The sequence below is a fragment of the Corallococcus sp. CA054B genome (assembly GCF_003611625.1).
GTDB lineage: Bacteria > Myxococcota > Myxococcia > Myxococcales > Myxococcaceae > Corallococcus > Corallococcus coralloides.
In genome coordinates this window covers 1-11,379 of record NZ_RAVY01000060.1, presented here as the reverse complement: position 1 = coordinate 11,379, position 11,379 = coordinate 1, and the positions used below count along the sequence as shown (strand labels likewise).

Below are 11,379 nucleotides of genomic sequence, written 5' to 3'. Positions count from 1 at the left end.
TTTTCACGTCTTCGGGCGGAGGCTCGCGGCCAGCCGTTCGGCCTCCGCGCCCACACCGCCTTCGGGGTCCCTGGCCTTCGCGGTTTCGAACGCGGCGAGCGCCCCTTCGCGGTCGCCGCGGAGCTTCAGCGCCACGCCCACGTTGAGGTGCGCGCTGGCGTTGTCGCGGTCCATGGCGAGCGCTTCGCGGAACAGCGTGAGCGCCTGGTCCACATCGCCGGACAGGAGCGCCTCGCGGCCCGCCTGGACGCGCTTGTCCGCGTCGTTGACCAGCTCCACCTCGAACACGCTCTTGCCCACCACGTTGGCCACGAGCACGCGCAGGATGCCGCCCCAGTAGAACGACAGGCCCTCGGCGGCGACGACGGCGGCCAGGGGCAGGTCGGGCAGCAGCTGCTTGCCCCGGAACTTGAAGCGGACCTTGGTGTAGCGGCCCTTGTTGGTCCAGTGGACCAGCTCGCCGCGGAGCTTCTGGAAGCCGGCCTCCAGCTGGGCCGGGTCGATTTCGAAGGGCAGCACCCGGCCCTTCGGCTCACCGGCGGGCAGGCTCTTGGGCGCGGACTCGCGGGGGTCGGCCACGGGGCCGGAGTCGAAGACGGGCTCGGCCTCCAGCACGGGGGGCTTCGGGGACGACGCGGAGGCGCGGCGGGGCTCCACCTTCTCCACCTTCGCCTTCACCGGCCGGGCCGGTGTCTTCGCGGGCGCGGCGGGGCGCGCGGGCTGCTTCTTGGCCTTCGCGGGGGACTTGCGGGATGCCGTCTTTGCCATGAGGCCACTCTAAGCGACCCACTCCCCCGCCGCTCGTGAAGTCGTGCGAAGACGGCGGCGTCAGACAGGGCCTGGACGGTGGCCCCAGACGCCCACCATGAGGCTGGGCACCAGCACGCCGCCGTTGGCGCGCAGCTCGGCGGTGAGGCGGGCGGCCAGCGTGTCGATGTCCACCTCCATGGCCAGCGCCACGCCCAGCCGCTCCATGTGGGGCAGGAGCGTGCGCACGGTCTCCACCAGGGCATGCGTGGTCTCCGCGTCCGGCGTCACGCCCAGCCGTCCGCCCACCACGCCGTCATCCACCACCAGCCCGGCCCGCCGCAGCGTGGACACCAGCTCCATGCCCATGTGGACCTTGATGCCCACGCGTTCGCAGGTGGGCAGCATCCAGCCCCAGACGCGGTTGAACAGCGGCAGCTTCGGGTGCGCCAGGCCCATGGCCGCCAGCTCCAGCTCATGCATCGCCAGCACGCCGCCGGGGCGCAGGTGCTCCGCCATGCGGCGCACGAACGTCACCGGGTCCGGCTGGAACATCAGCACCAGCCGGCCGATGATGGCGTCGAAGGGGGCGCCGACGGGCAGCGACTCCAGGCTGCTCTGCTGGAAGCGCACGTGGGGCAGGCCGCGCGACTCGACGCGGCGCTGGGCGCAGGCGAGGACGCGGGCCTCGCGGTCCACCCCCACCACCTCGCCCGTGGGGCCCACCAGCTCCGCGGCGAGGAAGGACACGTCCCCCACGCCGCAGCCCACGTCCAGCACGCGCATGCCGGGCTTGAGGCCGGCCGCGCGCAGCACTCCTTCCGTCAGCGGCGCGTACACCTGGGCCTGGAGCATCAGCCGTCGCAGCTCCCGGTCCTCGTTGCCCAGGACGTACTCCGCGGCGGCACTCGGTTCTTCGACACGCATGTGCGACTCCGGGGTTGGAGACGACGCGCACGCTCGCAAGCCCTGGCGCCGTTCGCGCCCTCCCGGCGGTCCCGACGCAATGACAGACAGCCATCCGTGCCCGCGACCCGGGGGCAGGGCCGCGTCCATCCACGAACAGGCCCACGTCCCGGACATGTCTCTTGTGATTCCTGGACTTCCAGGTGAAGCGCCCGCGCGGTGCACGGCGTGTGGGTTGCCGCGCCGTGCGGTCGTGAAACAATCCGCGCCCTCCCCCACCAGGAAGAGCGCATCCATGACGCGTGTCCGGCCCGTCCTCCTCTCCGCCCTGCTGTTTGCCTCGCTCGCCCAAGCCGCGCCCGCCGTGCCCGCCGCGGAAGGCGCGTGGCCTCGCGTGCGCAAGGAGCGCCTCCAGAAGCTGCTGCCCCAGGCCATGGCCCGCGCGGGCGTGGACGCGTGGGTGGTGCTCTGCCGCGAGAACGACAACGACCCGCTCGCCAGCCATGTGGGAGGGGAGAACGCTGGCGGCACCGCCGCGTTCCTGTTCCTGCGCGACGGTGAAACGCTGCGCTCCACCGCGCTCTCCCCCGAGGGCGAGGCCACCGCGCTCCGGGACATGGGCGTGGTGGACGAGGTGGTGGCCTTCGCGCGCGGCGAGGACGTGCACGCGCTCATCGCCGCGCGGCTCACCAAGGCGAAGCCCACCAAGGTGGCCATCAACTCGTCGGAGCGGATGTCCATCGCGGACGGCCTGTCCGCCACGCAGCGCGCGAAGCTGGAGGCGGCGCTGTCCCCCGCGCTGCGCAAGAAGCTGGTGTCCTCCGAGGACCTGGTCTCCGAGTGGCTGTCCGTGAAGACGCCCGAGGAGGTGGACATCCTGCGCAAGGCCGCGGACATCACCGCGAAGCTGGAGGAGGAGGCGTACCGCACCGTGGTGCCCGGCAAGACGCGGGACTCGGACGTGGCGCGCTTCCTCAAGAAGCGCATCGCGGAGCTGGGCGTGGGTGACGGGTGGCAGCCGGACCAGAACCCCAACGTGAACAGCGGGCCCACGCGCGGGCACTCGAACGCCACCGACCGCGTCATCCAGCCGGGGGACTTCATCCAGACGGACTTCGGCATCCGCGTGGGCGGCACGTGGGTGACGGACATCCAGCGCTTCGCGTACGTGCTGGCGCCGGGGCAGACGCAGCCTCCCGCGGAGGCGCTGGCGAAGTGGGAGAAGTCGAAGAAGGGCAGCCGCATCGCGCTCGCGGCGATGAAGCCCGGCGTGCGCGGCTACGACGTGGACAAGGCCCAGCGCGATTGGATGCGTGAAGCGGGCTCCGAGCCCGTGATGTGGGGCACCGGCCACCCCGTGGGCTACTGGGCCCATGACGCGGGCCCCGCCCTGTCCGGCGCGGCGTCCGGCAAGCCGCCCTCGGGCTCCGCGCTGCGCAAGCTCCAGCCCGGGCAGGTGTTCGCCTTCGACGGCTTCTACGCATGGAAGGACGGCAGCAGCCCGGACGCGCTGCGCATCATCTCCGTGGAGGAGATGGCCGTCATCACGGAGACCGGCGCCGAGTACCTCAACCCACCCCAGGAGCAGCTCATCCTCATCCCGTCCCCTGTCACGCCCTCGAAACACTGAGGGCCCTGGTGGGCCCGCCGCGCCCACACCCTACGACGGGGGCGGTCTCGACCCCGGCGACTTGCCCGGTGGGGCGTGGCGCGCGGACGCGCGGGCTCGGATACACTCGCGCGCATCGGCGCGCCGCTCAGGCGCGGGAGGACCGCCCATGCCAACCGTGCTGGTCATCGACGATGACCTCTTCGTGCTCGCGACCGTGGGGGACACACTTCGGGGCGCGGGCTACACGGTGCTCACGGTGCAGTCCCCCGCCGAGGCCTTCCACCTGGACCTCAACGGCGTCGCCGCCATCCTGTGCGACTACAACATGCCGGACATGAACGGCTCCGACGTGCTCGTCGCCATGCGCGAGCTGCAGGAGTGCCGCGCGCCGTTCATCTTCCTCACCGGCCACTCGGACCTGGATGACCTGCTGCCCGTGGCCATCCGCTACGGCGCGGAGCTCTTGCCCAAGCCGGTGGACCCCGCGGAGCTGACGCGGCTGCTGCGCAAGCAGATCGCCGCCTGAGCCGTTCCGCGCGCACCGGCACCGTGCGACTCAAGGTCCTCACCCTGAACGTAGCGCACGGTGCGCCGTTCGCCGTGCCCATGCCCTTCCTGCGTCGGCGGTCCGCGCTGCTGGGCACGTTGGATCGGGTGGCGGCGCTGCTCGCCCGTGAAGGCGCGGACGTGGTGGCGTTGCAGGAGGCGGACCGGTCCAGCCTCTTCAGCGGACGGGTGGATCAGGTGGCCCGCATCGCGGAGCAGGCCGGCTATCCGCACGTGCATCACGGCGTGCACTCCGGCGTCCCGGGACTGTTCGCGCAGGGCACGGCGCTGCTGAGCCGGCAGCCGCTGGAGTCGTGCGACACGGCGCACTTCGGGCGCGATAGGCGCGTGGACAAGGGCTACGTCGTGGCCACGCTCGCCGGGGAGCCCGGGCCGGAGGTCGTGTCCCTGCACCTGGATCCGTTCTCCTCGGCGGTGCGGCGGCGGCAGGTGGACCAGCTCATCCACGCCCTGCGCCAGCGGCCAGAGCGGCCTCGCGTGGTGATGGGCGACTTCAACGCGGAGGGCGTGGAGGGCCCCGTGGCCCGCCTCTGCGCGGAGCTGGGGCTGCACACGCCCTCCGAAGGCGAGCCCACGTATCCCGTTCCGAACGCGCGTCAGCGCCTGGACCAGGTGCTCATCTCCCACGCCCTGCGCTTCACCCGCTACGCGCGCCTGCCCGACGCCGTCTCCGACCACCACGCCGTGGTGGCCGAGCTGGTGTCCTGATCAGCCGAGCACGGCGACGAGCTGACGGCACTGCGCGAGCAGCGTGCCGTCCTCCGCCCAGAGGAGCTGGGTCTCCTCCGTGTAGCCGTCCGCGGCCTGGCGCGAGCGGCCGGTGCGCAGGTAGTGCGCGTCCGGCGCGATGCCCTTCACCGGGAACGTCTGGAAGAACTGCACGCTGAAGTCCACGGACGCCGCGGCGCGGAAGCCGTCCAGCCGCGACAGCACGGACGGCGGATACGCATCCATCAACCCCACGCACAGCGCCGGGTCCAGCGCCGTGGGGACGCGAGGCCGCAGCCAGCCGCCCACCTCCGCCTCGGGCCCGCCCGAGTACGGCGGCGAGCCCACGCAGTAGCGGTACTCGAAGAAGCGGCAGAAGTCCGGCATGGGCACGTCATCGGGGACGGGCGTGAGCGTCCCGGGCGCGGGCACCTCCGGCATGACGAAGTCCATGTACTCGGGGGCTCCACCGCGAGCAGCGCCGAAGGTCGCCGTGGCGACGGCCACCACGCCGCCGCCGCTCTCCACTCGCGCGGTGGCGTGGGTGACGAACTTGCCGGCGCGCTCGATGCGCGTGTGCAGATCCGCCACGCCCTCCGCCGCGGGCGAGCAGAAGTGCACGGTGAACGAGCGCACCTGCCGCTGGGGATCGTTCAGCTGGTGCTCCAGCGCGCGCAGCACCTGTCCCGCCACCACGCCGCCGTACGCACCCCGGCCCTGATACCAGGGCGCCTCATAGCGCGAGCGGTAATGCCCGGGTTCCAGCGGTTCAACGAGGGTGGCGGCGAGGAAGGGCGCGGTCATGATGCACCGCATCCTAGTGTTCCCGGCGGAGATGTCCTGGGGGATCCACGCCCGGTCGGCTGGCACTACCAGACGAGTTCACGCAGCGTGGTGCCCTGACTGACGGGCACCCACTGGAGGACGCGCTTGCTCAACCGGGGGAAGGGACAGTCCGGTTCAGCGATGAAGAGGAAGCTGAAGGTCTCCCCGTCAGGACGCTTTGGGGTGGTGGAGAGGAGCGTTTCCGGTCCCCTGCCATCATTGTCGGAGAAGGCGACCGTGAGCTCCGTCCGCTCCGACGGCGGCTCCAGGTCGCTGGGGAGGGTCTCCGCCGGCGTCCTGCCCCGGATCCAGCTGATGGGCAGGTCCACCTCCATCCGGTCAGGAGCGGTCCACCGGACGGGAGGGAGCGGCGTGTCCTTGCGGTCGGGCGGCTGGAGCCAGGTGGCCACGGGCTTGCCGTCGGCGGTGCGCGCCACGCCCAACCGCACCGGACGCGCGGAGCCCGCATTCCATTCGCGCCACCACAGCTCCAGGTGATCCGCCGCGAGGATGGCCTTCACGCGGGTGTCGGTGGCCGGCACCGGATGGTCGTCCTGGAGCGTCGCGATGAGCGTCACTCCGTCGCCCTTGCGCAGCCACTGCACCTTCAGGTTCGCATCCGAGAAGCCTGCCCAATCTTTCTGGCCCCAGCTCGGCCAGACCGGCGCGGGGGGCGCCGGAACCTTCGTGCCGGAGGCGAGCATCGCGGAGGACCGCACGGGGGGCGACTCTTGCCCCGAATCGATGTCGCCGCCGTCCGTGGGCGTGGCGTTGGACGCTTCGAAGGAGATGAGCTCCGCTTCCTGCCGCACCAGGTCCACGATCCGGATGTGGCGCTGATCAAGGGTCCTGCTGCTCGTCAGCAGAGGCCCCTTCTTGTCGAAGCGGAGGAATGCCTCCGCCCGGAAGCCCGTCGGTGCGCTCATCTCAATGAGCAGGATCTTCAGGGGATTCATCGTGCTCGGGAGGAGAGCCCTCGGGCACTCGGCGAACCCGGGGCCCAGCCCCTGGCCGCGCAAGGCGAAGCGCTCACCGGTGGCGAGCCCCACCAGGATGACAGGCGCGGTGGTGACCCATTCCTTGGGTGTCTCGAAGACGTAGCAGGCGACGTCGTCATCCCGGTCATCTCCGTCGAGATCCACCTGGAAGCGCTCGCGGACGAAGGCCTTCTCCGCCTTCGCACGCGCATCGAACCAGGCTCCAAAGGACTGTGGAGCCGAGGCGGCCGGCGTGGCCGTGACGAGGAGACCGAGCAACGAAAACCCATGGAGCGTGAGCATGATCAGCCCTGGTACGCCTCGTCCTGTTCGATGCGGCTGAGCACCCAGTCGAACTCGCCGGACGTCACGCGCGCCTGGCAGTGCGTGCAGTGGCCCGCCATGTTGATGGACAGCGGTGCGCCGCACGACGGGCACTGCTTCTGCGTGGAGGGCTTGCCCCGCACGCCCCGGCCTCGGATGAGCGTCCAGTACTCGCTGTAGGCGCGCTCCCGGGAACGGCTGCCGCCCACGACCTGTCCGTCCCGGTCCCGCACCGTGTAGTCCAGGCTGGACGCGAACACGCGCAGGGTGACGGCGTCGAAGTACGCATCCCGCGTCACCCGAGCGAGCACGATGTTCGTGATGTGCGCGTTCTCCGTGATGTTGCGCAGGCCCGCTTCACGGTAGGCGTTGATCCAGTACAGCTGCGTCTGGAAGAGGTTGTCGCTGAGGAAGGGCCGCATGCCCTTCCACTCGCGCGCGGCCCACGCGGTCTGCATCTCGTGGAAGATGAACTCCAGGCGCTTGCGCAGCGCCAGCGGCGTCGCTTCCGGGTCGTCATGCAAGAGCGCGTTCAGCCGCTCCTGCGCACGCGAGTCCTTGACGGTGGGCAGCTCCGTGCCCTGCTCCTCCGTGGTGCCGGTGAGCTGGGGGCCGCGCCGCTCGCGCTCCTGCGAAGCGACGCGCGTCACCACCCAGTCGAACTCGCCGGTGTTCACCACCGTGTCGCAGTACGAGCACTTGTGGCCGTGCACGGACTCCAGCGGCGCGCCGCAGTTCGGGCACTTGAACGCACGCGCGTCCTCGGGCGCCCGGGACTTCGTGGACGCGTCGCGCTCCAGCAGCCACTCCTCCGCGACGTACCAGCTCTGCTCGGAGCCGGCGGAGACCTCCGTGTAGTTGGCCTCGAAGCGCAGGACGACGCGGACGCGCTGGCTGTTCGCGCTGATGCCCTCCACGGCCTCGTACGTGACGGCGCCCACCACCACGGCCTTCACCGCGTCCGGGGTGCCCATTCGCTGGAGCGACGCGATGGCGCCGTCGGACAGCCAGCCGCCCAGCGTGTCCAGCCGGCCGCCGCCGCGCGCCTCGTGCACGCGGGCGAAGAGCGAATAGACGAAGTCCTCGAAGAGGACGATGGAGAACTCCGGATCCAACGGCTGCGTCGACCCGTCCGACCCCTTGGGCCCCACGCGGGCCAGGCGCGCGAGCTTCGTGCGCAGCGAGCCCTGGCGCTGGGGCGGCGGAGGCGCATGGGGCGTGGTGGTGCTCCAGTCCTGCTGCCCCGCGCCCGACTTCACGTTCATGACGACGATGGCCACCACGCCCATGACGACGATGAGCAGGCAGAAGCCGCCGAACGCCCCGCCTCCATCCGAGGACGACGAGCCACCGGAGCTGTAGCCGCCGGAGCTATAGGCGCGGGGGCCGGAGCTGTAGGAGGAGGAGGACCGGCTGCTGCTGGAGCCGAAGGAGGAGGACCGGCTGCTGGAGCTGGACGAACTGCGGCTGCTGGACGAACCGCGGCTGCTCGACGAGCCGCGGCTGGAGCCGCGATAGGAGCTGCCACCGCCGGGGCGCGCCTCGGCGTCGGGGAGCGAGGCCAGGCCCAGCCCCAGGAACAGCGCGACGGCGAGGAGGAGGACGGAATGGGAGCGCCTCACGCCACGGCTCCTGGCATGTCCGGCAGCTCGTTCACGTCATCCTCCAGGCGGGGCAGCACGCGCGAAAGCGGTGCCTGGACGCGGCGCAGGGCCTGGAAGAAGGGCTCGGGCGCGGGGGACGCGGACAGCACGGCGGACAGCTGCGTGAGCGCTTCCTGCCACTCGGCGCCCATGAGCGAGGTGTCCACGCCGTAGTCGGTGACGACCTCCACGCGGCGCTCGAAGAGGGAGACGAACACCAGGATGCCGGTGCGGCGCGACGTGTGCGAAACGCCCAGCTCCGTGAAGGCGGCCTTCGCGGCGGTGCGCACGGAGTCCTCCTGGAGCTTGCGCGGGGTGAGCGCGCGGCGCAGCGACGGCAGCAGGCGGCCCCCCATCACGCCCGCGGCGTAGGAGAGGAGCACGACGGGCGGGAAGGCGAAGAGGTGGACCTCCTGCGGGATGAACAGGAGGACCAGCAACATGACGAAGGCGACGGCCGCGCCCAGCCGGGCATCGGTGTGGGCGTAGTCGCCGGAGGCGCGGCGCACGGACACCACGACCTCCGCGGCGGTCTGGGACTCAATGGCCGCGACGGCTTCGGCGGCCTGCGTGCGTGCGGCGTCTTCGAGGAAGGTCGTGGCCATCGTGGGCGGGCACTATAGCCAACCCAGGCGACACGCTCTTACGAGGGCAGCTCCCAGTCGATGGTGTGCTGGCCGTGCTTCTTCAGCGCGGCGTTGGTGGTGCTGTACGGCTTGCTGCCGAAGAACCCCTTGCTGGCGGACAGCGGCGAGGGGTGCACGCCCTCCAGGACGATGTGGCGCTTCGCGTCGATGAGGGCCTTCTTCTTCTGAGCGGGCTTGCCCCAGAGCAGGAAGACGACGGGGTCCTCCTTGGCGCTGACGGCGCGGATGACGGCGTCGGTGAAGGGCTCCCAGCCGTGCTTCGCGTGGCTGTTGGGGGAGGCCTGGCGCACGGTGAGCACGGTGTTGAGCAGGAACACGCCCTGCTTCGCCCACGGGATGAGCGACCCGTCGCGAGGCTTCGGCGCGCCCACGTCGCTCTGGAGCTCCTTGAACATGTTCACGAGCGAGGGCGGAGGAGGCACTCCGGGCTGGACGGAGAAGGCGAGGCCGTGGGCTTGACCCGGGCCGTGGTAGGGGTCCTGGCCCAGCAGCAGCACGCGCACGTCCGCGTAGGGAGTGAAGCGGAACGCGGAGAACAGGTCCTCCTCCGACGGGAACACGGTGTGTTCCTGGCGCTCCTTGCGCACGAACTTCTCCAGCTCCTTGAACGACGGAGCGTGGATGGCGTCATGCAGTACTTCCTTCCAATCCTCGGGCAATCCGTCCGCCAGGCTCATTGTGTCCCTCCCAGGGCCGCACCCTAGACCAGGGCGCGCGTTCTGAGGCGGCCCGCCGCACCGGAAAGCGAGCAGGCACTCAAGGCGGGAGCTTGGGGCCCGGGCCGGAGCGCGCTAGCCTTGCGCCCGCCATGACGATGTACACCGAGTCGCTCCGCGCCTTCCTCAAGCCCGTCCTCCCCTACCTGGACGACGAGTCGGTGTCGGAAATCATGATCAACGGCCCCACCGACGTGTGGATCGAACGCAAGGGCCGGCTGATCAAGACGGATGCCTCCTTCTCCGATGAAGGCCTGCTGGGCGCCGCGCGCAACATGGCCCAGTTCGTGGGCCGCCCCCTGTCCGAGGAGCGCCCCCGCCTGGACGCGCGCCTGCCCGACGGCAGCCGCATCCACGTGGTGATTCCGCCCATCGCGCGCAACGGCACCACCATCTCCATCCGCAAGTTCTTCAAGGACAAGCTGACCATCGACTCGCTGTTGAAGTTCAAGTCGCTGACCAAGCCCATGGCGCGCCTCATCGAGGCCGGCATCGCCACCAAGCTCAACATGCTGGTGGCCGGCGGCACGGGCTCCGGCAAGACGACGCTGCTCAACATCGTCTCGTCCCTCATCCCGGACGAGGAGCGCATCCTCACCATCGAGGACTCCGCCGAGCTCCAGCTCAACCAGTCCCACATCGTGGCCTTCGAATCCCGCCCCGCCGACAAGTTCGGCAAGGGCGCCGTGGACATGGGAGACCTGCTGCACTCCGCGCTGCGTCTGCGCCCCGACCGCATCGTGGTGGGCGAGGTGCGCGGCGGCGAGGCCTTCCACCTCATGCAGGCCATGAACACCGGCCACGGCGGCTCGCTGGCCACCACGCACGCGAACACGCCCACGGACACGCTGCGCCGCATTGAGTCCCTGTGCCTCATGTCGTCCGTGGAATTGCCCATGGTCGCCGTGCGCGCCCAGGTGGCCAGCGCCATCAACTTCATCATCTGCTGCGAGCGCCTCCACGACGGCAGCCGCAAGACGATTGCCCTGTCGGAGGTGCTGCCCCTCACGGAGAAGGGCGAGTACCGCACCCAGGACATCTTCGTCTTCACGCCCGTCGCCAAGGACGAGCACGAGAACATCCTGGGCTACCACGCGCCCACCGGCATCATCCCCAACTTCATCCAGAAGGCCCGCGCGTACGGCTTCGACGACCTGGACGACGCCTTCTTCGACCCCGCCACCTACGGCGTGCCGCCCCCGCCCAGCTTCCACGTGGGCGAGGCGTACACCCTGCGCTGGGCCCCGTCCCTGAAGCACCGCGAGCAGGGGCTGCCGGACCCGGCGCACTTCAAGGAGGACTGGGCGAGGTTCGAGCAGGTGCTCCGCAACGCCGCCCCGGACGGCCCGGTCGGCGGCCCCAAGCCGGCGGCGACCCCGCCCAAGCCGGCGGCGCCTCCGCCTCCCGCGAAGGCCGCCCCGGCGCTGCGCCCCTCGCTGCCGCCGCGCCCGCCACCGCCGCAGGACGACGACAAGACGCCGCCGCCCACGCGCAACCCGTTCGCGGAGCAGGAGGACACCCGCGCGTCGCCTGCGTCCGAGCCGCTGGTGCAGGTGTCCGAGGACCTGCTCGCGGAGGCGCCGCCCGCGCTGAGCACCGCACCGAACACCGCGCCCAGCGCGCCGACCTTCCAGAGGTTCCGCATGGCTTTCCCCGTGCTCACTGCCACGTCCCGGCGAAGCTCAAACCACCGCCCTGCGGCGTGAG

At 70.9% G+C, this 11,379-nt stretch carries 11 protein-coding genes; 4 read left to right on the top strand and 7 right to left on the bottom strand.

Annotated elements, in window-relative coordinates:
* Positions 1-3 precede the first annotated feature (3 nt).
* Together D7V80_RS16845 and D7V80_RS16840 are read right to left on the bottom strand one after the other, a co-directional pair.
* Positions 4-768: a tetratricopeptide repeat protein gene (locus D7V80_RS16845; RefSeq protein ID WP_120589129.1), complete on the bottom strand. Its 765-nt coding sequence runs from the start codon at positions 766-768 to the stop codon at positions 4-6.
* A gap of 60 nt (positions 769-828) precedes the next feature.
* The gene (locus D7V80_RS16840) at positions 829-1,674 is read right to left on the bottom strand and encodes a class I SAM-dependent methyltransferase (RefSeq protein WP_158616652.1); all 846 of its coding nucleotides are present in this window, start codon (positions 1,672-1,674) and stop codon (positions 829-831) included.
* A gap of 274 nt (positions 1,675-1,948) precedes the next feature.
* On the opposite strand from D7V80_RS16840, the gene D7V80_RS16835 reads away from it, so the two are divergent.
* The 3 genes from D7V80_RS16835 to D7V80_RS16825 all read left to right on the top strand — a co-directional run bounded on the left by D7V80_RS16835 (position 1,949) and on the right by D7V80_RS16825 (position 4,540).
* On the top strand, positions 1,949-3,283 hold the full coding sequence (locus D7V80_RS16835; RefSeq protein WP_120589127.1) for a Xaa-Pro peptidase family protein: 1,335 nt from the start codon (positions 1,949-1,951) through the stop codon (positions 3,281-3,283).
* A gap of 148 nt (positions 3,284-3,431) precedes the next feature.
* A complete protein-coding gene (locus tag D7V80_RS16830) occupies positions 3,432-3,791 on the top strand; it encodes a response regulator (RefSeq protein ID WP_014393501.1) in 360 nt (119 codons plus the stop codon).
* Positions 3,792-3,814: 23 nt separating this feature from the next.
* Entirely contained in the window at positions 3,815-4,540 is a 726-nt protein-coding gene (locus D7V80_RS16825) for an endonuclease/exonuclease/phosphatase family protein (RefSeq protein ID WP_120589126.1), read from the top strand.
* On the opposite strand, the gene D7V80_RS16820 is transcribed toward D7V80_RS16825, so the two are convergent.
* The 5 genes from D7V80_RS16820 to D7V80_RS16800 form a co-directional block, all read right to left on the bottom strand.
* Positions 4,541-5,344 (bottom strand): acyl-CoA thioesterase II, encoded by an 804-nt coding sequence (locus D7V80_RS16820; RefSeq protein ID WP_120589125.1) that lies wholly within the window; start codon positions 5,342-5,344, stop codon positions 4,541-4,543.
* Positions 5,345-5,409: 65 nt separating this feature from the next.
* Positions 5,410-6,645, bottom strand: a complete 1,236-nt coding sequence (locus tag D7V80_RS42790; RefSeq protein WP_233585417.1) for a hypothetical protein — start codon at positions 6,643-6,645, stop codon at positions 5,410-5,412.
* 2 nt (positions 6,646-6,647) lie between these two features.
* The gene (locus tag D7V80_RS16810) at positions 6,648-8,288 is read right to left on the bottom strand and encodes a TIM44-like domain-containing protein (RefSeq protein WP_120589124.1); all 1,641 of its coding nucleotides are present in this window, start codon (positions 8,286-8,288) and stop codon (positions 6,648-6,650) included.
* Positions 8,285-8,914 carry a TPM domain-containing protein gene (locus D7V80_RS16805; RefSeq protein ID WP_120589123.1) on the bottom strand — a complete coding sequence of 210 codons (630 nt, stop codon included), beginning with the start codon at positions 8,912-8,914 and terminating at the stop codon, positions 8,285-8,287. Before D7V80_RS16805 ends, D7V80_RS16810 begins: the two co-directional genes overlap by 4 nt.
* Before the next feature lie 38 nt (positions 8,915-8,952).
* On the bottom strand, positions 8,953-9,633 hold the full coding sequence (locus tag D7V80_RS16800; protein WP_120589122.1) for a uracil-DNA glycosylase: 681 nt from the start codon (positions 9,631-9,633) through the stop codon (positions 8,953-8,955).
* Positions 9,634-9,764: 131 nt separating this feature from the next.
* Here D7V80_RS16800 and D7V80_RS16795 point away from each other — a divergent pair, with 131 nt between their 5' ends.
* The gene (locus D7V80_RS16795; protein ID WP_233585415.1) at positions 9,765-11,378 is read left to right on the top strand and encodes a CpaF family protein; all 1,614 of its coding nucleotides are present in this window, start codon (positions 9,765-9,767) and stop codon (positions 11,376-11,378) included.
* The last annotated feature ends 1 nt before the right edge of the window (position 11,379 follow it).